Source organism: Paenibacillus sp. J2L1-98 (assembly GCF_056269405.1).
The window spans coordinates 46639-73039 of sequence record NZ_JBWDNW010000009.1 but is presented as its reverse complement, the minus strand read 5'-3'; the positions used below and the strand labels follow the sequence as shown (position 1 = coordinate 73039).

Sequence of the window (26401 nt, the reverse complement as noted above, 5' to 3'; positions counted from 1 at the left end):
GACAGGTGAAATAATAAAACCTGCGCGCTTATGGTTAATTTTCTTGCGTCTGGCACCGTTGCGATGGGAGTTTTCCAAGAGGTTAAGCGTCTTTGCATATATTAAAGTGATATTCTTGTCGCTCAACTACTTTATAGGGAAATTCATGTCGTAAAAAAAACGACATGAATTCCCCTATAAAGAAAAAAAACCTTGAATTATCAAGGTTTTTTAGTAGGGATTATCCTGTCGTTATACTTTCTTGCTAAGCCTTATTATACGATTCCCCATATTCCGCTTCCCATTTGGCATCGGCCGCCAGCTGTTTTTTGTGCACCGTTCCGGATAGAAACACGCTTACCTCATACAAAATGATTAATGGAATTGCCACTAGAATATCAGATATGAAATCCGGCGGCGTAATCATAACTCCGATAACCACCATTATGAAATAGGCAAGGCGACGCATTTTGCGAAGCCGCTTCGGATTCACCAAACGGATAGCCGTTAAAAACATGATGACGAGCGGCAGCTCGAATAGGAGCGATATCGGAATTAATAAATTAAACATAAACGTAAAATATTGTGCGATGCCATACGTTTCCTCCAGGTTCAAATGCTGCGAAATGGTTCTTGTAAAGTTGAACGCGAGCGGAAACACAACATAATACGAAAATGCCAGCCCGATTAAAAACATAATGAGAGCGAACGGTACGTATTTCAGCGTGGAACGCTGCTCGCTCTTGCGCAATGCCGGCTTGACGAATGCCCATAGCTGATAGGCAATTACAGGCAGTGCCAAAATCAAGGCGATGACAAATGCGAATTTCATGTACATGCCGATTCCGTCCCAAAGCGAAAACGTATGTAAGGAAATCGTATTTGCAGGCTTTTGACTCATTAGAAAGTTATAAGTAGGCTGCGCGAATATGATTCCGAGGATTAGCCCTATTGTTAGTATGATAAGCACGTAAAAGATTCTCTTCCGCAGCTCTCCGATATGCTCCAGAAGCGGCATGAGCCCTTCCTCGCGAAGAATCGCTTTACGTGACGTCTGCTCCGATTTGCTGCTTTCTTCCGTTCCCACCTGCACTTACCTCCTTCGCCTGCTGTTTACTGCCTTTTGTTCAAGAAAAAAGCGGGCCCGATTAATCCGGAAGCCGCTTATTGTCTTTATCTATATTTTCTGAACGATTTACTTCAACCCGGCTAGATTCCTTATCCTTGCGGTCGTCGTCGTCCATGATTTCTCTGGCACCAGACTTAAACTCACGCAGCGTCCGTCCAAAAGCACGGCCAAGCTCTGGCAGTTTATTCGGTCCAAACAGAAGTAAAGCGACCAACACGAGCAGTATGATACCCGTTGCACCTATTCCTGACATTTCGTTAACCTCCTCAAATTTTTACGTAGTAAACCTGCTCTGTAAGCATCAAACAACTAACAGCTATTTAAACCGCCGTATCCCATGCTGATTATATCTTCGCGGGCAATCGTATCGCCCGCCAGAATACGCGGCAGAAGAACGTCGAAGGACGTATACGGATCATGCATGACACAGCCTGGCAAGCCCATAATTGGTACTCCGTTTAAATAACCGACAAGCAGCATCGAGCCTGGAAGCATTGGCGTCCCATAGCTTACGATATCTGCTCCCGAGGCTTTAATCGCGCCCGGCGTGCGATCGTCGGGATCTACCGACATTCCGCCCGTCACTAGTATCATATCATAACGTTGATCAAGCAAATAGTGTATTTCCTTGACAATTATTTGTCGGTCATCGGGAGCAAACCTCTGCTCCCCGACCTCAGATCCCAGCTCCTCCAGCTTGCTTCTTACGGCCGGACCAAATTTATCTTCGATTCTGCCGTTAAAGACTTCTCCGCCGGTCGTTAGCAGTCCTACGCGAAATTTGCGGAAAGGGCGTACGCGCAGCGGCGACGCTCCGCCATTTGCCTGGCGGTATTCAGCAGCCAGCAGCTCTACCGTTTCAACCTTTGTTTTAGGTACGACAAGCGGGATCGCTCTCGTCGCGGCGAGCGGTTGCCCTGGCTTAACGACTGTATTCGTCTTGACCGTAGCAAGCGCAATTTCACCTAAAGCATTTATGGCATCAACAATTCCTTTGTCTATATCCGCCAAGCCAAGCAGATTCGATTTGATGCTCACCTTGCCTTCATGCGGCTCGGATAGCAGCAGTTGACCGCCATATAAAGCTTCAGCCATTCGAATCGCTGCATCATCCTCATGAAGCTCGTCATCGCCAAGCTCCATGATATAAATATGCTCTTTGCCGATATCGAGAAGATTTGGGATGTCTGCTTCCGTCACGACATGGCCTTTTTTGAATAAGCGCCCCTTGAACGTACCGGGAATAATTCGCGTCAAATCATGAGCGAGGCGCAGTCCAACCGCATCGTATACCGACACCTCTCTAAGGATAGTCGTTCCCAGCTGCTGAGCGCCTTCCTCCGTTTGCTGCTTTTGGCTCATACGCTATGCTCCCCCAGTTGTCCGGATAAAATGCCCAGCGCATGCGGCAATTGATCCATGATCGCCATCAGGCTCTCATGGACGCCTTTCGGACTTCCAGGCAGGTTAACGATGAGCGAGCTGCCTCTAATGCCGCACACTCCTCTAGAGAGCATCGCTCTTCTCGTCTTCTGGAGCGCTCCCATACGCATCGCTTCCGCAAGCCCAGGAACAGCGCGGTCAATGACCTTAAGCGTTGCTTCAGGAGTAACATCGCGCTCTGCAAGACCTGTTCCACCAGTTGTAAGTACAAGATCGGCATGGAAATACTCGGTCATTTCAATGATAGCTGCCATAATTTCATCCTGCTCATCCGGGACAATCCGGTAATCGACAATTTCGCCGCCCAGCTCTTCCTCAATTAACTCACGAATAACCTGTGCGCTTGTATCTTCACGTTCCCCGCGTGAGCCTTTATCGCTTGCTGTTAATATTGCTACCTTCCACCGCATCTTCCATTCCTCCCATCCCTAATCTGGTTACGAGTTTGACGAAATTCGATAATCGCCGCTTTTACCGCCTGTTTTGGAAACGAGCTGCGTCGGCCCAATGATCATATCCTTTTGCAGCGCCTTGCACATGTCATACACCGTTAGAGCTGCCGCAGATACGGCTGTAAGTGCCTCCATTTCAACACCTGTTTTTCCAGTAGTCTTTACAGTGCCTTCTATGTATAGCTCATCCGTCCCATTATCGCTGAATACCACATTTATGCCTGTAAGCGGAAGCGGGTGGCACATTGGAATCCAGTCCGCAGTTTTTTTGGCGGCCATTACTGCAGCAACCTGAGCCACAGCCAGCACATCGCCCTTTCCGATCTTGCCTGCCTTGATTTGTGCTAATGTATCCGGGTTCATCGTAACTCTGGTTTGAGCGACTGCCGTACGTGAAGTGACTTCCTTATCGGAGATGTCCACCATGCGCGCTCGGCCCTGCTCGTTAAAATGTGTCAGCTCCACCTCTATCGCTCCTTCTAGCGTAAACGGATGCTTCGCCCTCTAGCGGCAAAAGCTTCGTTTCGCGATGATTGCTTACCTCAAATCTTGCGCTATAGCAAATAAACGTCTTGTTCGGTAATCATTCCATTCATGATTAGATCGTGCTCCTCAAGAGGAACTTTAGCCATGAGCTGTGCTTCGAACGACACTCCTAGCCACAAAGTCTGGGCTTGTCCGCCAGCTCCTCTAATAACCGTTTCCGCAAAGCGGTCATAATATCCTCCGCCGTAGCCAAGGCGGCCACCTTGCCGATCGAAGGCGAGGCCTGGAACAAACACAACATCCGGCGCATAGCCATTGTCGATTGGCGGTGTTACAGCAGGATTCGGCTCCATAATACCGTAAGCACCAGGCATCAGATCGTCCCAACTCCGCAAATAATGCAGCGTCATCGTGCGGTCCTCCGCGATGCATCTTGGCGCAATCACGTCACGCCCCGTCTGCCAGCCCCATTCAATGAGACTGGATAAATCAAGCTCGCTCCGAAAAGATAAATACACCATAAACGCTGTTATAGAACGGCTTTCCAGCAAAATTCCCGCTTTCGCGCAGGCAGACTGTGACCACAATTTCCGCTGCTCAGGCGAAATGCTATTCCGTTTTATTTCCATTTCTTTTCTTATGTAAGCTTTATCGCCAAATTGATATCGTTCAACCAAAAGCATTCACCTATTCTACTTCCCATCATTTTCTTTCATTAATTGTAGTTTACCACTGTTGTGCAACTTTCGCCAATGCCAGCGCTCGTTTATGGTACACTATTGAGTAGTGAAAGCATCCTTTCTTTACAATTATTTGTTGGAGGTTTCAAAATGCTGCTTCAGGTTTCTAACGTTACAAAGAGCTACGGCGTAAATGTCGTATTATCCAATATTTCCATGCAGGTGCTGGAACGGGAACGAATTGGTCTCGTAGGCGTAAACGGCGCCGGCAAGTCAACGCTCCTTAAAATTATTGCAGGCGAAATGTCTGCTGATTCGGGCGCTATCCATAAAGCAAAAGAAACAAAAATCGGATATCTCGCTCAGAACAGCGGCTTACAATCCAATCGAACCATCGAAGCGGAGATGCGCGCTGTATTTTCCCATTTAATCGAAGCCGAGCAGGAGCTTCGCGAGCTCGAAATCAAAATTGCCGATCCTGCTCTTCATGAGGACGAGAAACGCTATGCGGATACTCTCGACCGCTACGCCAAGCGCTCGGACTGGTACCGTGAGCAAGGCGGCTTCGAAATCAATACGCGCATTAACAGCGTTCTTCACGGGATGGGCTTCGGAAGCTTTCCCGCTGATACCTTAATTTCAACGCTAAGCGGCGGCCAGAAAACCCGTCTTGCCTTGGCACGTATTTTGCTTCAAGCACCGGATTTGCTCATGCTTGATGAGCCTACCAACTATCTCGATATCGAGACATTAACCTGGCTAGAATCTTACTTGCGCGGTTATTCGGGTGCCATTCTTGTCGTATCCCATGACCGGTACTTTCTTGATGCGCTCGTTCAGACGATTATTGAGATCGAGCGTCATACCTCCAAGCGGTTCACCGGAAACTATAGCCGCTATATGGAGCTGAAAGCTGCCGATTACGAAATTGGTATGCGGCAATTCGAGAAGCAGCAGGATGAAATTGCGCGCATGGAGCAATTCGTTCAGCGCAATCTGGTTCGCGCTTCGACAACCAAGCGAGCGCAGAGCAGGCGCAAAGCGTTGGACAAAATGGAGCGTCTGGACAAGCCGCAGGGTGATCTGAAGAAAGCCCACTTCACATTCGAGATCGAGCGTTCAACAGGTAAAGACGTACTGGCTGTAAATGATGTATCCGTTACTTTCCCAGGTAAGGATACGCCTCTTTTCCGCAATGTTTCCTTTCAGCTTACACGCGGCGAAACCGTCGCGTTGCTTGGCCCTAACGGTATTGGAAAATCAACCCTGTTGAAGGTTATTGTCGGTCAAAACGCCCCGACTACAGGTACGATTCACTTTGGAACCCATGTTAAGATCGGCTACTACGACCAGGAGCAAACGAGGCTGAACGGCCAAAATACGGTTCTTGAAGAGGTTTGGGGCAGCTACTCCCATATGGAGGAAGCACGTATACGTACTGTGCTCGGCAATTTCTTATTCAGCGGCGAAGATGTATTGAAACGTATTTCATCGCTTAGCGGCGGCGAGAAGGCACGTGTTTCATTAGCCAAGCTCATGCTTGCTCAGGCCAATTTGCTTATTTTGGATGAGCCTACCAATCATCTCGATCTTTTCAGCAAAGAAGTGCTTGAAGCCGCCTTGCTCGATTATGAAGGAACATTGCTCTTCATTTCACATGACCGTTACTTCCTGAACAAGATGGCTGAACGCATTGTCGAACTCAAACCGTCAGGAACCGATCATTTCCTAGGAAATTATGACGAAATGATAGAGAAAAAAAATGAAATCGAAGAAGCCCGGCTCGAGGCACTGTCAAAACAGGCTTCAGGCTCGAAATCTGCAGCTAATTCCGACAATGCGCCTGCAAACTCCTACGAGGCTGACAAACAAGCCAAACGGGAAGAACGCACGAGGCAGCGCAAAGTCGAACAATTAGAGCAAGAAATTGCGTCGCTTGAGCAGCAAATTACCGAGTTGGAGGAGCAGCTTGCTGATCCTGCAATTTTCAATGATTATATCCGCATTCAAGAAATCCAAGCTGCCTTGGAAGCTCGCAAAACCTCTTTATCGACCGCCTATGAGGAATGGGAGCAATATATGTAAAAAAATAAGAGAGGGCGGATAGGCAATGAACGCCGATTCTAAACAAGAGCTTTCTGAACGCCTGCAGCAATGGGTACTTGAAGCCGTACACCCGCAAGCTTCGATTCAATCCGTTAATCGGCTGCATGGCGGTATGTCGTCCCTTGTCCACAGCATCGCACTTCAAGTCAATGGAGTCGAATCAAAAGTCGTTTTACGGCAATTCAACAATGTGGAATGGTTGCGCCAAGAGCCCGATTTGCCGCTGCATGAAGCAGAAAGCCTGCGCTGGGCGGCGAAGACGGGCGTACACGCACCACGAATCCTTGCTTTTGACAAGACTGGTGCCGAATGCGGAATCCCTGCTGTATTGATGTCTCAGCTAGTTGGTACCGTTGTCCTGCATCCGCCAAATTTTAAGCTGTGGCTAGATGGTTTGGCGGAAGCGCTCGCTCAGATTCATACTGTCGCTGCTGACCATTTTCCCTGGAACTATTTCACATACAATGACATTTCTTCTTTGCAAGCTCCTTCCTGGTCCAGCTATCCTGAGTCTTGGCACAAGGTCATCGCTTTGGTTAAGGGACCACGGCCTACTGTGAAACCCTGCTTTATTCATCGGGATTATCATCCGACGAACGTGCTGTGGTCGAACAACAAAGTGAGCGGTGTTGTCGATTGGGTCAATGCATGCCAAGGTCCTGCCGGAATCGACATTGGTCATTGCCGGTTAAATTTAGCTCAGCTCTATGACGTTGCGGCTGCTGATGCTTTTTTGACTGCTTATGAGAAACATGCCGGCTCTACCTTTCAATATGAGCCCTATTGGGATCTCCTATCCTTGATCGAAGTCCTGTCCGGGCCACCTTCCGTATATCCAGGCTGGCCTGCATTTGGAGTAACCGGACTAACCAATTCGTTAATGGTCGAGCGCTTGGACAGCTACATGCTCAGCTTGCTGGAAAGAGCAGCCAACCAGTAAAACCAGAATTTCTGTTTATATGTTTTAGGGCTTTAACACGAAACGGCAGGCTAAGGAATTCCTTAGCCTGCCGTTTATAATTAACCCGTTAAATGCTTAATTCAGTAAATGAATGTAAAGCATTCCGAATCTAAAATTATGACTAATATTGTTCTAAGCTTATCAAGCCTAAACGCTGAGCCTCTTTTATCGCTTCCGAGCGAGAACGGACATTTAATTTTTCGAAAATACGCGATAACTGATATTCCACGTTTCTCTGACTCACATGCAGCATGACAGCCAGCTCCTTATTGCTAATGCCGGTAGCTACCTCATGCAAAATCGTTTGCTCTTTCTCGTTGATGGATACATCTTCAATCGTTACTTCCGAGCGTCCAATCGTTACCTCATGCCGCCTAAGCTGCTTTAATAGTGAGATAGGAATAACTGTTTCCCCTCTCATCGCGCACCTGATCGCATTATGCAGCTGCTCCCTGGATACCGTCTTTGATATAAAACCGGAAACACCCGACTCAATGAGCAAATTAAAATGCGAACCAATCTCGTAGCCGGAATAAATGATAACCTTGCGCTCAGGATCCTGTTGAATGAGACGCTTCGTCAATTCTAGTCCGCTAATGCCTGGCATATTCAGATCACATAATATGAGATCGAAGTGGTCGATTTGCACAATATCCAGAGCTTCGATAGCGGATAAAACGACCGATACCGACATCTCGGAGTCCTGCTCAATCATATTTTTTGTCCCTTCCCCAACGGAAGGATGGTCATCAACTAATAAGATACGAATCACGCGATATACCCCTCTCCGATCTGCCGGTTGTCATAATTTCTGGCAACAAAATAACAACCTCTAGGCCGTTACCGCGCTCTGAATAAAATGATATGTCTCCTTCAAGACCCGTCACCCGCTCTTTAATGCCTGACAAGCCCATATGCTCAAAAGAGACAATCATTTGATTGACATCCATACCGACACCATCATCTTGATATCGGAAATATATGGTTCCTTTGCGTAGTTCAAGCTCAAGAATAACTAATTTTGCATGCGAATGCTTGTCCGCATTGCGGAGTAATTCTTGCACGATACGGTAAATGGCCGTAATTTGCTCCTCATTGAGCGGTCGATTAAATGCTTTTGCACGGAAATCGACAGCAAAGTTCACGCGCATTTGAGTGTGCTCAATGATAGATTCAACTGCCTCAACTACGCCCATCTCTTTCAACAGCGGCGGACGCAGCTCATTACAGGTCTCGCGTATTTGATGGATTACATCAAGGAGTCCTTCTTTTATATCCTCTAGCTCGTGTCCAAGTTTATCGGAGATCGGATAATCCATCATGATAGCTTCCAGCTTTCGGTACCAGAGAAGCTGATCCTGCAGTGCCGAGTCATGCAAATCCGCAGCAAGCTTTCTTCTTTCATTCTCAGATAGACAGAATAGAAGGCGAAGTACCCAAGGCGAGGTGGAATGCTCTTTGCGAACTTCAGACTCGAGATCCTCGATCAATCCCTCGATTAAATATAAGTTTTCAAATACGATGCTGGCATAGTTCGACATCGTCTTTAACCAGCGAAGCTCGTCAGAGTTAAAGCGGGTATGGTTCGTCTTCATACCGATCCATAATATATGGTACCTCGACCGCTGCCTGCCTATAACAAGACCCAGCCCATATGGCAGCTCAATTAACTCGCCAACTTGCAAGGAATTCACTGTTCCCAGCAAAAATTCCGCAGTTATGAGCTCCTCAGGATGCTCTCCCATCGGATAAACCGTATTCTCCGATTGCTCCACTAGTAAAAAGGTAATACGTTTTACCGGAAGAAGCTCTGATATTTCTTGTTTAAGGACTGCTTCCAAATCCCCTTGCTTCATCACTCTGGCAACTTTACGCGAGAAGCGGTCAAGACTATCCTGGTAGCTATACATCGCCTTAAAGAGCTTAGGCCTAAAGCGTTGGTCGATTTGTTCCTTCGCATATAAAAACAACGTCATTCCGATGTAAATGACAAAAAATACGCCAAACCATGCGGACCACGACGGATCTTTCTCCCCTAGCATAACAAACGCTACAAGTGCTGACACAATTATCGATGGAACCAGGGCAAGCGCTGTATAGTATTTGAATCTCGTCAAAATAAAATCGATATCAAACAATTGATTTGAGGTTGAAAGATAAAAATAGACGATTGGCAAAACGAATAGGAAAAGCGCAGTAAACGCCGCAGGCAAAACCTGCTCCTTACCAATGATTTGAGGCAATAAATTCAATAAAGCAAACGGGGTAAACGCTACTAGATGCGAAATTAGCGTAATGGTAAATAAAGAATGCATCTTTGTACGCCGATGCTTAATAAATTTTCGAATTAGCATATAAACGCATGCAAAATTACCTACCAGTACGGAACTGCTATAGGCTATTTGAAGATAAGTATAGATATTGCTGGATGCTAGATCTGTCCAAATATAAAACAAGCTTCCGATACCTACCAGGCCAACTAATACAAATAAAGTATTCAATATTGGCTTGCTAATGAATTGAACGTCAAATCTCTGCAGGTAAATATTCATAAAGCTCATAAACAGCATTGGTATAAATGGCAAAACCAAATAAATAATAGTTAGTCCTACGGGATCGCTGCGGCTTGATGCTGCAGAGCTATAATAACTTAGTCCGATAGATATAAAAAACAAAATAAGAAAGATTGCTGCTTTGTCATTTCTTCGTTTAGCATACAGAAATCCTGAAAAGGCACAAAAAATAATGAGCGATACGCCTGGGATATATAACTGAATCAGCAGCTCCCATAAAGAATGATCTCCAGTCCATCCCTTAGGAAACTCAATCTTCTGCGCTAAATTATCGTTATGCAGAACAAGAACATAATCGGCATATTCGATCGAATTATATTTCTTAACATTTTCAAACTCCTGAACTGGCTTTCCATCTACTTCTAATACCTGATCTCCGATTTTAATTCCTTTTACTTCCGCTTGTCCTGCTGGTTCTATCGACTTTACAAAATAACGATGACCGGATTCCTCCATCAATACAGCGCCAATTGAAGGAATTCTAACTATTACTGAAGTCAGGTAAAAAATAGAAGCTAGAAAGACGATCAGGAAGAGGCTTGCAACAATGCGATTAAATATGTTAGGTCTCATGCAATCCTCTTCCCTTCCAACAAATCATTATGCTAGTTCCACATGTATGCGTAACCGCTATTCTTCTCGTTTTTTTCCTTTAGTTCACCAAAAAGAGCTTTTTGTTCTGCTGCGGAAACACCTGCTAGCTGCAACTGACCACCCATGGTCATGGACATTTTTTCTGTGCTGCTTACCAATTGACGAATCGTTTCTTTTAACATTTAAACTCCTCCGCTTCTCTACTAAAATAGTATTATTGGTACACGTATCTACTATAACAGGAAACGAATCGACAATAAACGCAAAAGTGATTGGTAATTACCGAAATGACTTTTGCGCGGTTTGTTATTATGCATTTTTTTGGTTCAATATCTGCAAAAACGTCGATTTCCAAGGACTTATTTCCTGAATAGATTCTAGTAATTCCTCAAATCGATTGTAGTGCATCCTGCTCATGACAGAACCATACAAAATAGTTCCGGTTCTTTCGCATGTTTCGAGAAAAAGCTCGCGCTTTGGCGCAACGTCTTCAGCAGATATATTTCCTTGATAATATGCTTTAATCCACTGATCCTCTTCCGCATCGCCCTCGAGTAAATACATCGTAAGCAGGGTGCGTTTCCGCTTTAGGAAGTCACTTTTGTCATCCCAACGCAGCAAATCACGGAGGTCATTTTGAATTTGGGCCGCTATTCCTATCTCCGTCGCGTATTCCGCAACGACGTTATTCCATGGCTGGCCTGCCAGCATTACGCCGGCCATGCAAGCAAACTGCAGAAGTGTTCCTGATTTTTGCTTAACCATATCCAAGTAGGATTGCTCATCCGTCATTTCATTCAAAATGTCGATCATTTGACCGTTAGCAGCCTGAAGCAGCTTAGCATTCATCATTTTCAGAAGAGCCATTCGGATTTCATCATTTGACGTACAGTCTAACATCGCTTGCTGCGACAACGTTAGGAGTGCTGAAGCGACATGAATCGCGACAGGCTGAGGAACCTGCATCCACGGCTTGTGCGGCGCGTCCTGATCCTGCAAATCATCCAATATATCCGACGCCAAAATAAACAGCTCTACTGCCGCAGCAGCATGGTACACTTCATCGCCTTTGCCGCCGAACATACGATAGTGAATAACCGTCAGCTGCCCGAAGCGAATGGATTCAACCAGCTTGTCCTCAATAAAAAGCTCTGCGAAATGAACAAGAGGTTCAGCTGTAAAATAGCGCTGAACCTGCCATCGCATTTGTTGACCAATGAGTGGAATGCAATTGTTCACAATCGATCCTCCGCCAAATCAAGATCATTATATTATACTATGAAATCGCTATGTGAACATACGGTGAAGGACCGTTACTATTGTCATTATGCCGCTGCAGTCTTCGATGCGTTTGCGCTTTTTGTCCGATTGATGCTCTTGCTTCTGATTTTCCCCCTCATTTAATTGATTCATTAAGTTAGCAATCATCTCCATTCTCTTTTCTAGCAGCTTTCTGCGCTCGAGTGACGGACCTTCGATGTAATCGCGATGATCCATTTACTTAAAAGCCCTCCTTGAGGTTTACGTATACAGTTATCAGTCTCTTCCGAATCTACCGTCTCCTTATACGCTAACACTCCTATTCATTTCAACTGCATGATGCATATAAACGGCTTCCATTGTCATACCGCCGCCCGGCAATTGCGCAATCAGTGTCGACGGATTATCGCAAGTAACAAATTCCCCCTTACGCATAACGCAAACACGATTGCAATTACGTTGAATTTCCTCCATATCATGTGAGGCGACAACGATTGTTTTCCCCTGCTGCTGAAGCAGCTGCAGCAACGACCAATAATCCTTTTTGGCTTGCGGGTCAAGTCCCGTTGTCGGCTCATCCAAAAATATAATTTTCGGGTCATTTACTAATGCGATCGCTAATGCCGTGCGTTGTCTCCAACCGCCTGATAAACGCTTTACTAATCTATCCGAATACTGGCTAAGTCCGAACTGTTCAATGATACGGTCCAAATCAGATTTCCGTTTATAAAAGCCCTGAAAAAGCTCCATTGCCTCTCGAACATTCATTTTATCGACCAAAGACGTGCTTTGCAGATGGATTCCGATGTCTTCCTTCAACCGTTCTGCTTCAAGCACCACATCATGACCGTATATGCGGATGCTGCCTTGGTCTGGCATACGAATGCCCATTAGCATTTCAAGCAGCGTCGTCTTTCCAGCGCCATGTGTGCCGATAATGCCGAAAATTTCTCCTTCATTTACTTTGAAGGATACTCGATCCACTGCCTTATTCGCACCATAATATTTGCTGACCGAACTTACCTGAATGATCGTTTGCTTATCCATCCCTTGGTTAACCTCCATTCACACTTATAAATTGCGAGAGCTATTTGATTTAAGGTGAGTTATATGTTTTAAATGCGTCTTAGTTTCACGATAACGCATAATACTTATTTTTTCACCGAAAACCTGACTGGTATTTCACGCAAAATTTTTGCGTGACCGCAAAGAAAGCGCAAAACGGAAGGAAAACCTTAGTCTTATTTCCACTTTATCGAAAAATGAGCTATCCACGGTTATCCACAAAGATATCAACAACTCTGTATAAATTGTTAGTTAATTCTGTCGATAGTACAGGAGTATTGCAGTAGTATTTTCGCGGATTTCGTCGTTTTATAGGTACAAACTCATACGTTTTAAAAACTTTATCCACGTTATACACATTATCCACATCCACATTGTGAAAAAAATATCCCCTTTTCGCTCACATTGTTTAGCTTCAGTAAATCCAGTATTTTCGGGCTTTTCACCGTTTTATACACAGAAACGCACTCAATTGTGGATAACTTTGTGCACAACACTAATTTTGGAAAAATTATTGCTTAATTTCTTTTTCCGATATAAAGCAAGTGAGAGGATGAACCTAGTAGATTGACATTATCCGCGTACTCAAATATAAGCGCCATATATTTCGCATATTCGCTCTCCCCAAGCGATCGCCAATACTCGAACTGCTCTTGAGCAAAAGCGCCGGCAACACTCGATGAGCCGATCAGTTTAACCGATTCAAAGCCATGTGATTCCATGTACGGTTTAATGTCAGCTATATCGTAGTAATAAGCGCCTGTAAATCTGCCTTCATCGGTATGATTAAAAACGCCCGTTTCCATGAAGGATTGAATATCTCCGATATTGTCGAGAGGCCTCCAGCTCTGCGGGTGAGCGAGCGCACTCAGCAAATGTCTGATCCTCGTCATAAATGCGACAAACACATATCCACCGCTCCGCGTCACGCGATAAAGCTCTTTAACAGCCTGGTCCCGCTCCTCCTGCAGCTGTAAGTGATAAAGCGGTCCCATCATAAGGGAACCGTCAAACTGCTCATCCGGAAATATCGTTAAGTTTCTGGCATCGGCAACATGGAAGCCTTTAAAACGTTCAGTTAAACCAAGCTCATTTGCCTTCTCGCTTGCCATTTGCACCAGCCGTGGCGTCAAGTCCGTTAGTGTAACGTCGTAGCCGCAACCGGCCAGCTCCATCGCATATTAGCCAGGTCCCGCACCGTTATCCAAAACATGCCCGTTCTTTGGCAGAAACCGTCTAATATGCTGCCAATTAACGGTAAATTCAAGGGGCGCTCTTTCGAGACGCCCCCATTCATCAAATTGATTGTAATATTGAATAATTTTGTTCAAAAAAAACCTCTCCCTTGACGGTTATTTCGAATTTAATCTTTGTTTTGTCAGTTAGCCGCCCTACTTGGACCAGCATCAACATTTCTGCTTCCCGTTGTCATAACCGCTTGATTGCATGCTGAGACATAGGCCTGCGCCGCTGCAAGTACGATGTCGTTATGAATGGAAGTGCCCCGGAAGCGCTGCTGCTTGTGCACAATGCTGACGACGGCTTCCCCATAAGCGTCCTCGCCTGTTGATAACGAATGCAGCTCCAGATCCTCAAACTCGGCTGCAACCGGAATTGCTTGCTGGATCGCATGGATAACCGCCTCAAGCGGGCCTGCTCCCATCGCAACAAATGTCTGCTCTGCTCCGCGCTCATTTTCACGAATCGTTACCATTGCCGTGCGCGAACGCTGCGATCCGGCATGAACATGCAGATCAACCAGCACGTATGGATCTGGCTGCGTCTGTGTCAGCTCGCCGGCAATTCGGATCAACTCATCGTCAGTGACGATTTTTTGAGCATCGGCTGTTTCCTTGAACTTCTCATACACATCCTGCATTTGAGCATCGGACATCTCGATGCCGTATTCCGAAAGGCGATGCTTAATCGCATGGCGGCCGGAATGCTTGCCCAGAATAATCATATTCCGCGAGATACCCATTGCTTCCGGATCCATGATTTCATACGTATTGCGGTTTTTCAGCAGGCCGTCCTGATGGATGCCCGATTCGTGTTGAAACGCATTGCGTCCAACGATCGGCTTATTATAAGCGATAGGGAAGTTCATGGCGCGGCTGACCATTCGTGACGTTTCGTAAATCTCTCCAATTTGAATGTTCGTTTCCGCTTGAATCGCATCCTTGCGCGTTTCAATCGCCATAACCAGCTCTTCCAAGGAGCAGTTGCCCGCTCTTTCGCCGATTCCGTTTACGGTTACTTCAATCTGCGTAGCGCCCGCATGGATCGCTGCAATGCTGTTGGCTACCGCAAGACCAAGGTCATTATGGCAATGCGCGCTGTATCTTACACGGTCGCCGCCTCTAGCCTGCGTCCGAACAGCGCGGAACAGCTCGCTCATCTCCTCGGGCATCGCGTAACCGAGCGTATCGGGCAAATTAATAATTGTCGCTCCTTCGGCAATTACCGCCTCAACGAGCTGGATGACAAACTCTCTGCCCGATCGCGTGGAATCCATCGCGGAAAATTCAATTTCATCAACGAATTGCTTGCCGTAGGCGACCATATCCCGGGCAATCTTAACCACCTCGTCGCGCGATTTGCGCAGCTGATGGTTAAGATGAATGTCCGACGAGGAGATGAATAAGTGAAGCCGTCTTCGAGCCGCATCCTGCGTCGCTTTCACGGCAGCGTCGATATCCAGCTTTACCGCTCTGGCAAATCCGGCGATCTCAACATGCTGCAGCTCGCGGGAAATTTGCTGTATAGCTGCGAATTCGCCTGGACTCGATACCGCAAAGCCGGGCTCAATGACATCGATGCCCAGTTTGCCAAGCTGGCGGGCAATAATGATTTTACGTTCCGGATCGATGGAAGCGCCGGGCGATTGCTCGCCATCACGCAGCGTCGTATCGAAAATTTGGATTTTTTTCATTTCGTTTGTCATGGTAATTGCCTCCTAAAGGTTGGTTGGTTATTATAAAAGATTAAAATTTATACGCTCTTAAATTTGTACAAAAAAAGCTCGTCGTCTCCTTGTAAGAGACGACGAGCTTTACGCTGCCGTGGTACCACTCTAATTGACCGGTCCTTCTGCAGAAGCTTGGCAAAGCTGCCTCCAAAAAGGCATCCTTGCTGCTTGCTGCGGGGATCCGAGCCCGCTTAAATGCCCGATGACGGCGGCTAGCCGTAACAGTGTAGGCTCCGGCTGTTACAAAACAACCTGTTTCCACTGTTCCGCTCCCAGGCGAGATTCAAACCTCAGCTTCGACTGCGTCGCACCACCCCGCAGCTCTCTGCACGATTTCGATTTACTCAGTGATTTACGATGAGTTTCCTCGAAATTCGCTTTGCCAGCCTATTGTTCTACTGCTCCTGATCATAGCGTTTCCACTCTATATTGTTTATTACTATTCGTCTAAAGGTCATTTCATTTACTTCCCAGTCAACAAGAAAAGCCTGTCGTCTCTTGAATCAAGAGACGACAGGCTATAATAGACCCGCGCGGTACCACCCTTGTTGACACCCATACGTTCGCAAACGAGCAGGGACGCCCAACTTAAGCATATGGCCAACTCCGGATGTTGACTCACATGCACCCGATTACGGTGGTTAACCGTAACAATGTACCTGCATGGCTGATCAGCATTTGAAAACTGCCGCCATCGTTTCCACTGTTCCGCTCCCAGGTGAGCTTCAAGCATCCTTCGACTGCGTTGCACCACCCCGCAGCTCTCTGTGTCACAGCAACGTATGAATGAGACTCACTCACAACCGCGCTGCCGACAATCCCGGACAAGCTTTACTATTCCTGTTCCTTGCGTTTGAAACGTATGAAATTGAAGTATTGTTGCTTATTATAGGCTCTTGAAAATAGTCTGTCAATTCAATTCCCAACTATTTTTCAAATTTTTTTCCAGAATAAAGATGTGCATCTTGAAATTTAGCAGTAAACGGACCGCTATTTGCCACTCGGAAGCGGCATATTGCTCACTGACCAGCTCTCCAGCGAAAAGCCGGGGTCCGCCTTCATGTCGAGATTGGTAAATTGTGACCGCTTCAGCTTAAGATAGGCTGCCGCGCCAATCATAGCGGCATTATCCGTGCAGAGTGAACTCGGCGGAATAAGCAGCGGCACCCGTTCTGACTCGCAGCGGGCCGTTAAAGCTGCTCTCAAGCCCCGGTTGGCCGCTACTCCACCGCACAGAAGCAGCTGCTTCGCGCCGAACTCGCGAACAGCGCGCAGCGCTTTCGTAACGAGCACCTCGGTAACCGACTCCTGAAAACCGCGGGCCAAAGCCGCCTCATTTAGCACCTGCCCCTTCATTCTCGTCTGGTTAATAACCGCGAGCACGGCCGATTTCAAGCCGCTGAAGCTAAAGTCGTAACTATCCGCCTCCAGCCAGGAACGAGGCAAAGTAATGGATTCCTCCGCTTCTACTGCGAGCTTGTCGATATGCGGTCCCCCTGGGTACGGCAATTTAAGCGCACGTGCCACTTTATCGTAAGCTTCACCGACTGCATCATCTCTTGTGCGGCCTACAACGCGGAATTCACCCTCGCTCTCCAGCAGCACCAATTCCGTATGACCGCCGGATACGACAAGCGCCATACAAGGATATACAATGTCATGCACAAGCTCGTTCGCATAAATATGTCCCGCAATATGATGCGTTCCGATCAACGGAATATCCAGTGCCATGGACAAGCTTTTGGCAGCTACGATACCTACGAGCAATGCGCCTACGAGTCCTGGGCCCTGCGTAACTGCAATGGCCGACATATCCTTCAAGGAGAGGCCTGATTCTTTAACAGCCTGCTCGATGATCAGCGTAATCGACTCCACATGCTTACGCGAAGCAATCTCCGGCACGACGCCCCCGAAGCGCTCATGAATCTCTATTTGACTAGATACAACGTTCGAAAGGATTTGCTTGCCTCCGCGAATAACGGCTGCCGATGTCTCGTCGCAGCTTGTCTCCACCGCCAAAATAATACCGTTCGATCGCTTAGTAGTTGCTGCCTGTTCTGACTGACTCACGTTCATTGCTCCCCTGCCTTCAACCGCTCATGGTCAAGTTCCGCCCACATAATAAGCGCGTCTTCATTGTTATCCGAGTAGTAACGAGGACGAATACCGGATGGTTCAAAGCCGTATTTCCGGTAAAGCCGCTGTGCTATTTCATTAGATGGACGTACCTCGAGCGTCATTTTGACTGCGCCAAAAAAGACCGCCGTCCGCTGCAGCTCCATCAGCAGGCAGCTGCCCAGCCCTTGTCCCCGAACATCCGACCGCACCGCAATATTCGTCACATGCGCCTCGTCCATAATAACCCACATACCGCCATAACCGATAATTTGACCCTCGTATTCCATAATCATATATTTGGCAAATAAGTTGTTTATCAGCTCATTCGTGAACGCTTCCACCGTCCATGGACTCGAAAACGCTTCTTCCTCGATAGCAACGATTGCAGAAATGTCAGCCATCGTCATCGCACGAAAAATAAGCTTATTCACGTCTATATTCATACCTTCGCTTCACCTTCCTGTTTCGCCTTCCATACGACTTCAGCTTCGGTGAGCTGCGTGTAATTAGGAATGAAAGTATGCGGGTCTTCAGTCAGGCCTGCCTCCAATCGTAAACGGCCAAGACTAGCAATCCATTTGCCCTCTTGGATAAATGGCTGCAGCCGGACAATCACGCCTGCCGAATCGCCGATCTGCTGCAGACGCTGCGCCCCCTGTTCGTGAAGCGACAAATCCCCTACTAGCGAAATACTCCGGACGGCTCCCGCCCGCTGCCCTGCTAATCGCTGCTCCAGCTGATCCATAAAATCCATCATAAGCCGCACGCCATCATCCGACCAGCGGCTCCATTGATCCTTATTCGTCATCATGAAGCCGGAAGAGTAAACCTGTCCGCGTCTAGCATCCATAATCGGGAGCACCCAGTGCCCGCCTTCAAGAGCTTTCGTCTTCTCCGCCTGCGTGTCTAAAGTCTGATGCCATGCACCGTAAGCAAGCGCCTCCAGACTGGATACGCCTACCAGCGGCTTGTTCCACACCCATGCAAGCGTCTTGGCCACAGACACTGCGATACGCATTCCCGTGTAGGACCCCGGCCCGTTTCCAACGGCAATTGCTTCGATATCCGCAGCCGTAACGCCGCTGCCGAGCAGCATTTCCTTGATATGCGACACGACATGAACCGAATGGTTTCTTTCCGCTAACGTTTGAATTTCAGCCAGCACGTCATGACCGCTAACGATTGCGGCCGCCATCGATGCCGTTGACGTATCTAATGCCAAAATCGGCCCAGCTTGATGCTTCTGCTCCGTTCTCATCTGCCCGCTCCTATCTCATTCACGGCTTCGCACCAGCCAGCATAAATTTCTCCGAAGCCGGTCAATTGTATGCGCCGCGATTCATCGCCAAGATGCTCGATATACAGCTCCAAACGCTCGTTTGGCAGCAGCTCTTTTATCAAGCTTGCCCATTCCACGATCGTTACCCCATCGCCATAGAAATAATCATCCAAACCCAGCTCGTCCGCTTCCTCCAGCGACAGCCTGTAAACATCCATATGATAAAAGGGAAGCTGTTCCCCTTCGTATTCTTTTATAATCGTGAAAGTTGGACTATTCACAATGCCTTTCACGCCAATGGCTTCGGCAAAGGCCTGAGAAAATCTAGTTTTGCCTGCGCCGAGATCGCCGTCTAACGCGAGCAGCGCGCCCGGCATTACCCTTGCAGCAAGCTGCTTGGCCAAGGCAATTGTATCCTGCTCCGTTTGCGCCAGCCATATGGCATGGCCTACCTGTTGTTGCATGCTATTCACCCGTTCATGACGAAAAATGATTGTATCCGCGCTTTTTAAGCTTAACCCGCTTCGCTGACCTGGACTGTGATCCGTTTCCTTCAAAAGCCTGATCATGGCGTATGAGCTCTACTGATGGCTCACCCGCTTCGGCTTCCCCGATTATAAAAAAAGGAATGCCCTCCTGCTGAAAAACAACCCGCATTGCATCGGCCTCCTCAGAAGCCATCGTGCCTAGCAATACGTAATCCTCTCCGCCGTAAAGCATCCATTCCAGCGGATCAATGCCAACGCTTGAAGCGTAAGCCGCCATGCTGCCGCTCTTCGGCAAATGCTTCTCCCTAACAACAAGACGCAGCCCTGATGCTTCCGCAATTTCCCATAATTCGCTCGCCAGTCCATCGCTTACATCATTAAGCGAGCGGCAGCTTCCCCGCTCAAGCAGCAGCCGGCCTGCCCGCACCGATGGAATTGGCCGCTGATGCGCCTGCACAAGCGCCGCAAGCTCCTGCAAGGGCGGAAGACCCTCCGCCCCCCCACGCGCCTCCTTGGCAAGCAGCGCATGCAATCCCGCCGCCGACATGCCTACGGCGCCGGTCACAAACACCGCATCGCCCGGCTTAGCGCCCGAGCGGCGCAGCTCGCGCCCCGCCTCAACGGTTCCCGTCACCGTTACGGCGACAACCAGATGCTCCGGCGCCGACGTCGTATCGCCTCCCGCAATGGCAACCCCATAGCGCTCGGCGCATTCGTACAGCCCGTCATACAGCCTCCGCATTCGCTCCGGCGTAAACGCGGGCGGTACGCTGACCGAGACGAGCGCATGCAAGGGCACGCCTCCCATCGCGGCAATATCGCTTATGTTAGCGGCAAGCGCCTTATAGCCGACGTCCTCGTCCCGCATCGTCGACTGCTTGAAGTGGACGGTCTCCACCATCGTGTCGACCGCCAGCAGCAGCCGCTTCGGCGAAGCTACGCCATCCGCAGCCGCGGCTGGATCAACCACGGCGGCATCATCGCCTATCCCGACGACAACGCCGCGCTGCCGCTGCCACTCGCCTTCCTGCCTGCCCGCCGTCCAATGCCCAATTCTCGCAAACTCATCCAAAACGCTGATCTCCTTCATTCCAAAGCCATTATCGGCCGCCCGCTGTCTATACACGAGCTTCTCCTACTACCATCATTAGTGAATATCCCGTTTCTTAAACCGTCCGCCCTTCACATCGTGAATGTTGCCGACTGCGAGAAACGCCACGGGGTCGAGCTCATGAACGATCGATTTCATCTTCGCTTCCTCAAGCCGCGTAATCACGCAGAAAATAACGCGTTTGCTGCCCCCCGAAAAGCCGCCTTCACCGTGCAAATAAGTGACGCCGCGGCCAAGCCGGCTCATAATAGCCGCGCCGATCTCCTTCGCTTCGTCGCTAATGATCCAGACTGCCTTCGATTCATCGAAGCCCTCGATCGTGATGTCAATCATTTTGAACGCGATGTAATACGCGATAAGTGAATACATCGCCCGATCCCAGCCGAACACAAAGCCAGCGCTGCCGAGTATAAATAAGTTAAAAAACATAACCGTCTCGCCTACCGAGAACGGGAGCCGCTTGTTAAACAAAATCGCAATAATTTCGGTACCGTCAAGCGAGCCTCCGAACCTTATAACCATCCCTACGCCAATACCCAAAATTACACCGCCAAAAATAGAGGCCAAAAAAGGCTCTACCGTAAGGGGAGGCACCGGATGAAGCAGAAACGTTCCAACCGACATAACCGATACGCCATACAGCGTCGACAGGGCGAACGTTTTGCCGATTTGCTTATAGCCGAGAAACAAAAAAGGAAGATTTAATAGAAATAGAAAGAGGCCTAACGGCAAGGAAGATAAATGGGATGCCATAATCGATATACCGACAATACCACCATCAATAATGTGATTTGGCACAAGAAAAATTTCCAGTGCAACCGATACGAGCACCGCGCCGAGTGTAATAAAAAGCACTCTTCGCAGCACTTCGAGCTTCGATAGCTTGTGGTGCTGTAATGTTCCCATAAATGAACGCACATCCCCTACTCGCTCTATTTCTCATTATTTTACCTTAAACGCTATCAGATAGAAAGCAAGTCTGCCATTATTGCAAAAAAAGAAACCTTCCATTCCAGCAGCAAAACTGCCGCCAATTGGGAAGATTTCTTCTGTTTCCTGATTAACCGATCACCGAGAAAGCTTCTACGCCTGCCGGAATCGTTTTGGTACGATACACTCTGCCAAAGCTGTCATATACCTGAATCGTATAATTCACAGTCGTTAAAGTCGGTATCAGACTGAAAAATACGGCACCGAAACGATCGAAAGCTGCGGTCTGAACAAGCTCGCTGCCTCTAAACAATGCCGCGTTAAATCCTGCCGAACTGAAAGGAACTCCATTGCTGTCTACCCACAATACGGTCAACCGATTAAATGTCGGACCGCTTTGCAGCTTGGAGGCCTTCGTTCTCTTAAGCAGAAAATGGTTAGTAGTCTTAGGACCAAAAATTGGCGGTTTAACCTGATACGCCATGCCGTCACTCCCTCCTGCATTTCTATTAGAATATGCGAGAGAATGCGGCGCGGTATAGTTAAGCTCCTATGCTTAATGCATCTATTTCTATCAAAACGAAACTACAGCTCTTTTACTATAGTGATAAAAAGCTCGTCCTTCAGCTCGATCTCATAAGGCGATGCGGGCTGCGTTCCATCCGGTTCCATAATGATGCGGACGCGGGGACGATGGACAGCCAGCTCGTTGTTTTCCGATACGACGCCGACCTGACCGGTGCTGAGCAGGAGCGAGGTGGAAATCGGATAAATCGATATATGTCGACAAAAGAGCTTAATGAGTTCCAGATCAAAAAAGGTCCCGCCGGCAGCGAACAGAAACTCGATTGCTTCACTCGCCGTATAACGCTTCCGGTGCGGCCTTGGCGAGGTCAACGCATCAAATGTATCCGCTAAACCGACGATTTGGGCATACATATGTATTTCATTTTCTTTAAGCCCCCGCGGATAGCCCGATCCGTTAAAGCGTTCGTGATGCTGCAGTGCGCAGTGAACGGAAACGATAGATATATCATGATACTTGCGTAATATATCGAATCCTTCCTTGGTATGATTTCGAACGATTGTATGTTCATCCGCCGATAAGCCGCCCGGGTGAGTAAGCAGCTTTGCAGGCACCTTGGTCATCCCGATGTCGAAGAGAAGCGCGCCGATGCCGAGCTCTTCCAGTTGGTTGCGGTTGAAGCCCTTCGCTATGCCCATAATTCCTGCGAGCACCGCCACATTAAAGGAATGTTGAAACAAATAGGCATCCATAGCATGAATGCTGGTTAAATTGACGAGCATATTAGGTCTTGTCGCCAAGTCCTGCATAATTTGCCCGAATACCGCCCGGAAATTCCGGCCCATATCAGGCGCAATCGTTCGTCCCTTCGTTACGGTCTGATCCTTGAAGGAGTTCATCGTCTTATAGATGGTATCGACCGCTTGCTTACGGGTTTCTTCCCGGATCGTATCCTCTGGAATCAGATCCGCTGTCAATCCGTCCTCTATGAACACAAAATCGATGCCCAAGTTGCGCAATCGATCGATGTAACGATCATTTAGCTCAACCCCTTCTCCCAGGAGCACGTTTCCGTTTTCTTGAAAAATGGGTTTTGCCACCTTGTCTCCCGGCTTGACCATTCCAATTTGTACTTTTCTCATTAGATTAGTTCCCGCTTTCGATAGTTGTAGCTCTAGTAACCGGATAGCTTCTATTTTATCAGAACTATCTCGGACTGACTATGCAAGGAGCATTAAAAAAAAGCCTGAACGTTCAGGCTTTTAGGCTAATTTTCGTTTGACGATCCGATTGCGGCCGCTGTACTTCGCTTCATACAATGCCGCATCCGCCTCAGCAAGCAGCTCCCGCAAGAAAGCTTTCGGATCCGCAAGATCAGAAGGCTCAAAATGCTCGATCGAGATCACGCCCATGCTTATCGTAACCGATATCGTTTGCTCCCCCAGCCCCGTATTCACCTGATTCTGCTCTACGGCTTCCTTAAGCCTCTCGGCAATTTGCGCGGCATGATCCCGGTTCGTGTGCGGCAAATACACCGTAAATTCTTCTCCGCCATAGCGCGCCAAAATATCCGTAAACCGAAGCGAGCCCCGTACCGCATCCACCGTGCTGCAAAGCACTTCATCGCCTACTAAATGACCGTAATTGTCATTGATAGATTTGAAATGATCAAGATCAAATAAAAAAATAGAGAAGGGAATGCCGTAACGAATGTTGGTCACGACTTCGTGTTCCAATTGATGCAGCAAATAACGGCGGTTAAAGCAGCCTGTCAAACCATCGGTAATCGCCATATTCTCCAGCTTCTTATTCGCTTGAAACAGCTCGTCCTGCATAATAAGCAAATCGCGGTTCCGATCCTGCAGCAGCTCGTTCTGATAATTCGTTTCTTCCACCAGCAATCTTAGCTCCGTTACATCCTGGAAGGTGAGCAACCTCCCGACAGGTGTTTTCTTATTATTTAGAATGGGAGCGGACTGAACGATAACGTGGCGGTACTTGTCATAATGGAGCGCAATCTCTATTTCGAGCCTGTCCATCGGACGCGTGCTCTGGGCTTCAAAAAAAGCCGCAAACTCTCTCGAAGTCTCTGTCTTGAATTGAGAGTTTAGTAGTGCAGGATTAAATTTGTCACCTATCCGAAGTCGAATGATCGGCTTTATCACTTTATTCACTTCAATAATAATATCGTTCTCATCGAGCACGATAATGCCCATCGACATCGTATTCATAACGTCCCGTTGGACGGTTTGTATAATATCGAGTACCTTGTTATGCGTTATGGCGTACACTAAATAAACAGCCGCAAACGCCATTCCAACCGAAATAAGCGGAATATATTGATTAAAATGTTCGATTACTAATACGTTGATAATCAAATCCGAGATAGCGAATATGACCAGCACAAGCATGCCGTTTGACGCCGTCTTAATCAATGTCCGCTGCCGGATGGAGTTCTCCCCCCGCAGCTTATAAAACATAATCGTAAACGAGACGATCATATAAAGGATCAATTGCGTAATCATGATCCAGTACAACGGTCCATGCTGAAGCTGCTTAAGCGGGTCAAGCTGTTCATTTATCCGAAGAAACATGCCCCTCGGATTAATAACGACCGCAGCGACCGAAATAAGCGCGGGCGTCGCCAATAGGAACAACCGGCTTTTCCGGATCACATAAGACTGTCCGGTAAGAAAAACGACAAAAACGAACCAGCCGATTCCAAGCAGCGAAAGCCCTGTGTAGGAAACCGAAAGGTAGAATAGTCTATAGAGAGCGGAAGTCGTTGTCTGTGAAACAAACTGAGAGAGTGTCCATACCATAAACACAATATGAAGAGACAGGTAAATACGATGCAGTACCGTAATGGCGCTCGAGGCTATCACGTAAAAAAATAAGCAGAGCAGCACTAGAAACATACTAAAGTCCAGCCAGATCATCCATTCCAATACGGTTCACCCATCCATTTGACAGCCATCTTCTTCCATTGTAGCAAATGTTAATTGCATCGACAATTACTTAACTTCAAAAACTAAAAAGTTTAGCAGCCGCGCTTAACGCTTCTTATTGGGAGGCGCGACTCGGCCATCGCCCGGAAAGCATATGCTCGAGTGACGGAGAAATGTTCAAAAACTGGCGGAACTGCTCGTACTGCTCCCATTTCTTCATCGAAAGCCCTTGCTGCTCTGAACGTACAGCGCGTATAAGCAGGTTTTTGGGCGTATGTTCCGGATCTACAAATTCCAGCATTTGAACCTTGTATCCAAGCACCTCAAGCAGGTTTCCCCTTGCCGCATCGGTCGCCAGCGCGGCAAAGCGTTCCTTCAGCAAGCCTTGGGATAAAAGCGGCGAAAGCGCGTCACTGCTAACCTGCTTAAACAGCTCATGCTGGCAGCATGGCACCGACATAATAACCGAGGCCCCCCAGTTAACCGCCTTGGCAAGCGCGGCATCCGTAGCTGTATCGCATGCATGCAGCGTAACGACCATATCGGCAGCCTGCAGCTCTTCATACTCCGCAATGTCCCCTACAAGAAACTGCAGCTTGTCATAGCCGAGTTTCTCCGCGAGCGCCTTGCAGAACGCAATGACATCGGCTTTCAAATCAAGTCCGACAATATTGATTTTCCGCTGCTGCTCAACTGCCAGCAAATGATACAACGCGAACGTCAAATAAGATTTTCCGCAGCCAAAATCAACGATTGTAAGCTCCCGGTCCACTGGCAAATACGCCAGCACATCGGTGACCATTTCTAGAAAACGATTGATCTGCCGGTATTTATCCTGCTTTTTCGCGTGGACGAGACCTTCCGGCGTCATGATGCCTAGCTCGACAAGAAATGGCGCCGCTTTGCCCTCTGCGAGCACGCGCTGCTTTTGCCTGTTATGCTGCAGACTTGCCGGGCGCGATCCCCCCGTTGGAGGCTTCTTAAGAATTGCCGCCTTGCCCTTCTTGCTGAAGAGCAGCTGAACATCGGCCTCTGGCGTCTTCACAAGCGCCTGACGGTAGTTTTCCTGAAGCAGGCCGATGACCCGCTCGGCAGCCTGAGGCCCCGTAACGTTATCATGCGTAACCTTGTTCGTAAAATGATATTCAAACTGATAAAACAATCCGTTCTTCAGTTCGATAGGACGAATGACCGTCTTTGGCGCCGCCGCAGCGTCCTTGCGCTTTGGCTGGCTGAGCGTTGCCTGCAGCAGTTCTCCGTTGCTGATCCAGTTAGTGATGTCTTGCTGCCATTGTTCCGTCATGA

At 48.0% G+C, this 26401-nt stretch carries 28 protein-coding genes; 2 read left to right on the top strand and 26 right to left on the bottom strand.

Annotated features, from left to right (window positions below):
* Window positions 1-244: 244 nt before the first annotated feature.
* The 6 genes from tatC to AC0YNZ_RS17590 all read right to left on the bottom strand — a co-directional run bounded on the left by tatC (window position 245) and on the right by AC0YNZ_RS17590 (window position 4166).
* The gene (gene tatC, locus AC0YNZ_RS17615; RefSeq protein WP_475827974.1) at window positions 245-997 is read right to left on the bottom strand and encodes a twin-arginine translocase subunit TatC; all 753 of its coding nucleotides are present in this window, start codon (window positions 995-997) and stop codon (window positions 245-247) included.
* A gap of 130 nt (window positions 998-1127) precedes the next feature.
* Window positions 1128-1361, bottom strand: a complete 234-nt coding sequence (locus AC0YNZ_RS17610; RefSeq protein ID WP_110772562.1) for a twin-arginine translocase TatA/TatE family subunit — start codon at window positions 1359-1361, stop codon at window positions 1128-1130.
* Between the two features lie 56 nt (window positions 1362-1417).
* Window positions 1418-2470: a molybdopterin-binding protein gene (locus AC0YNZ_RS17605; protein ID WP_475827857.1), complete on the bottom strand. Its 1053-nt coding sequence runs from the start codon at window positions 2468-2470 to the stop codon at window positions 1418-1420.
* A complete protein-coding gene (locus AC0YNZ_RS17600; RefSeq protein WP_475827856.1) occupies window positions 2467-2961 on the bottom strand; it encodes a MogA/MoaB family molybdenum cofactor biosynthesis protein in 495 nt (164 codons plus the stop codon). Before AC0YNZ_RS17600 ends, AC0YNZ_RS17605 begins: the two co-directional genes overlap by 4 nt.
* A gap of 27 nt (window positions 2962-2988) precedes the next feature.
* Window positions 2989-3468 carry a cyclic pyranopterin monophosphate synthase MoaC gene (moaC, locus tag AC0YNZ_RS17595; protein ID WP_475827855.1) on the bottom strand — a complete coding sequence of 160 codons (480 nt, stop codon included), beginning with the start codon at window positions 3466-3468 and terminating at the stop codon, window positions 2989-2991.
* 89 nt (window positions 3469-3557) lie between these two features.
* Window positions 3558-4166, bottom strand: a complete 609-nt coding sequence (locus AC0YNZ_RS17590) for a 5-formyltetrahydrofolate cyclo-ligase (RefSeq protein ID WP_475827854.1) — start codon at window positions 4164-4166, stop codon at window positions 3558-3560.
* Window positions 4167-4319: 153 nt separating this feature from the next.
* Between AC0YNZ_RS17590 and abc-f the strand changes: the two genes are divergently transcribed.
* On the top strand, window positions 4320-6254 hold the full coding sequence (abc-f, locus tag AC0YNZ_RS17585) for a ribosomal protection-like ABC-F family protein (RefSeq protein ID WP_475827853.1): 1935 nt from the start codon (window positions 4320-4322) through the stop codon (window positions 6252-6254).
* 25 nt (window positions 6255-6279) lie between these two features.
* Window positions 6280-7215 (top strand): phosphotransferase family protein, encoded by a 936-nt coding sequence (locus AC0YNZ_RS17580; RefSeq protein WP_475827852.1) that lies wholly within the window; start codon window positions 6280-6282, stop codon window positions 7213-7215.
* Between the two features lie 142 nt (window positions 7216-7357).
* Here the strand turns inward: AC0YNZ_RS17580 and AC0YNZ_RS17575 are convergent, their stop codons facing one another.
* The 20 genes from AC0YNZ_RS17575 to AC0YNZ_RS17480 form a co-directional block, all read right to left on the bottom strand.
* Window positions 7358-8008, bottom strand: coding sequence for a response regulator transcription factor (locus tag AC0YNZ_RS17575; protein WP_110772555.1), 651 nt, complete (start codon window positions 8006-8008; stop codon window positions 7358-7360).
* Entirely contained in the window at window positions 7986-10382 is a 2397-nt protein-coding gene (locus tag AC0YNZ_RS17570) for an ATP-binding protein (protein WP_475827851.1), read from the bottom strand. Before AC0YNZ_RS17570 ends, AC0YNZ_RS17575 begins: the two co-directional genes overlap by 23 nt.
* 32 nt (window positions 10383-10414) lie before the next feature.
* Window positions 10415-10585, bottom strand: coding sequence for a competence pheromone ComX (gene comX / locus AC0YNZ_RS17565; RefSeq protein WP_181426258.1), 171 nt, complete (start codon window positions 10583-10585; stop codon window positions 10415-10417).
* A 127-nt stretch (window positions 10586-10712) separates the two neighbouring features.
* Window positions 10713-11642, bottom strand: a complete 930-nt coding sequence (locus tag AC0YNZ_RS17560) for a polyprenyl synthetase family protein (RefSeq protein ID WP_475827850.1) — start codon at window positions 11640-11642, stop codon at window positions 10713-10715.
* A 48-nt stretch (window positions 11643-11690) separates the two neighbouring features.
* Window positions 11691-11900, bottom strand: coding sequence for a hypothetical protein (locus tag AC0YNZ_RS17555; RefSeq protein WP_475827849.1), 210 nt, complete (start codon window positions 11898-11900; stop codon window positions 11691-11693).
* 66 nt (window positions 11901-11966) lie between these two features.
* Window positions 11967-12710, bottom strand: coding sequence for an ABC transporter ATP-binding protein (locus AC0YNZ_RS17550; protein ID WP_475827848.1), 744 nt, complete (start codon window positions 12708-12710; stop codon window positions 11967-11969).
* A 536-nt stretch (window positions 12711-13246) separates the two neighbouring features.
* Entirely contained in the window at window positions 13247-13903 is a 657-nt protein-coding gene (locus AC0YNZ_RS17545) for a class I SAM-dependent methyltransferase (RefSeq protein WP_475827847.1), read from the bottom strand.
* Window positions 13904-13909: 6 nt separating this feature from the next.
* Window positions 13910-14059 (bottom strand): hypothetical protein, encoded by a 150-nt coding sequence (locus AC0YNZ_RS17540; RefSeq protein ID WP_475827846.1) that lies wholly within the window; start codon window positions 14057-14059, stop codon window positions 13910-13912.
* Between the two features lie 47 nt (window positions 14060-14106).
* Window positions 14107-15660: a 2-isopropylmalate synthase gene (locus AC0YNZ_RS17535; protein WP_475827973.1), complete on the bottom strand. Its 1554-nt coding sequence runs from the start codon at window positions 15658-15660 to the stop codon at window positions 14107-14109.
* Window positions 15661-15712: 52 nt separating this feature from the next.
* Complete coding sequence (locus AC0YNZ_RS17530) at window positions 15713-15958, bottom strand: hypothetical protein (protein WP_475827845.1); 246 nt, start codon at window positions 15956-15958, stop codon at window positions 15713-15715.
* A gap of 728 nt (window positions 15959-16686) precedes the next feature.
* Entirely contained in the window at window positions 16687-17772 is a 1086-nt protein-coding gene (tsaD, locus tag AC0YNZ_RS17525) for a tRNA (adenosine(37)-N6)-threonylcarbamoyltransferase complex transferase subunit TsaD (RefSeq protein WP_475827844.1), read from the bottom strand.
* Window positions 17769-18257 carry a ribosomal protein S18-alanine N-acetyltransferase gene (rimI, locus tag AC0YNZ_RS17520; RefSeq protein ID WP_110772549.1) on the bottom strand — a complete coding sequence of 163 codons (489 nt, stop codon included), beginning with the start codon at window positions 18255-18257 and terminating at the stop codon, window positions 17769-17771. Before rimI ends, tsaD begins: the two co-directional genes overlap by 4 nt.
* Entirely contained in the window at window positions 18254-19072 is an 819-nt protein-coding gene (gene tsaB / locus AC0YNZ_RS17515) for a tRNA (adenosine(37)-N6)-threonylcarbamoyltransferase complex dimerization subunit type 1 TsaB (protein WP_475827843.1), read from the bottom strand. Before tsaB ends, rimI begins: the two co-directional genes overlap by 4 nt.
* Window positions 19069-19557 (bottom strand): tRNA (adenosine(37)-N6)-threonylcarbamoyltransferase complex ATPase subunit type 1 TsaE, encoded by a 489-nt coding sequence (gene tsaE, locus AC0YNZ_RS17510; RefSeq protein WP_475827842.1) that lies wholly within the window; start codon window positions 19555-19557, stop codon window positions 19069-19071. The genes tsaB and tsaE overlap by 4 nt, the downstream gene beginning before the upstream one ends.
* A 13-nt stretch (window positions 19558-19570) precedes the next feature.
* Window positions 19571-20671, bottom strand: a complete 1101-nt coding sequence (thiL, locus tag AC0YNZ_RS17505) for a thiamine-phosphate kinase (protein WP_475827972.1) — start codon at window positions 20669-20671, stop codon at window positions 19571-19573.
* Between the two features lie 57 nt (window positions 20672-20728).
* Window positions 20729-21598: a YitT family protein gene (locus AC0YNZ_RS17500; RefSeq protein ID WP_475827841.1), complete on the bottom strand. Its 870-nt coding sequence runs from the start codon at window positions 21596-21598 to the stop codon at window positions 20729-20731.
* A gap of 154 nt (window positions 21599-21752) precedes the next feature.
* Complete coding sequence (locus AC0YNZ_RS17495; RefSeq protein ID WP_475827840.1) at window positions 21753-22106, bottom strand: hypothetical protein; 354 nt, start codon at window positions 22104-22106, stop codon at window positions 21753-21755.
* Between the two features lie 101 nt (window positions 22107-22207).
* Window positions 22208-23290: an HD-GYP domain-containing protein gene (locus tag AC0YNZ_RS17490; protein WP_475827839.1), complete on the bottom strand. Its 1083-nt coding sequence runs from the start codon at window positions 23288-23290 to the stop codon at window positions 22208-22210.
* Between the two features lie 120 nt (window positions 23291-23410).
* Window positions 23411-25087 carry a histidine kinase N-terminal 7TM domain-containing diguanylate cyclase gene (locus AC0YNZ_RS17485; protein WP_475827971.1) on the bottom strand — a complete coding sequence of 559 codons (1677 nt, stop codon included), beginning with the start codon at window positions 25085-25087 and terminating at the stop codon, window positions 23411-23413.
* Window positions 25088-25211: 124 nt separating this feature from the next.
* Complete coding sequence (locus AC0YNZ_RS17480) at window positions 25212-26399, bottom strand: class I SAM-dependent methyltransferase (RefSeq protein WP_475827838.1); 1188 nt, start codon at window positions 26397-26399, stop codon at window positions 25212-25214.
* Window positions 26400-26401 lie beyond the last annotated feature (2 nt).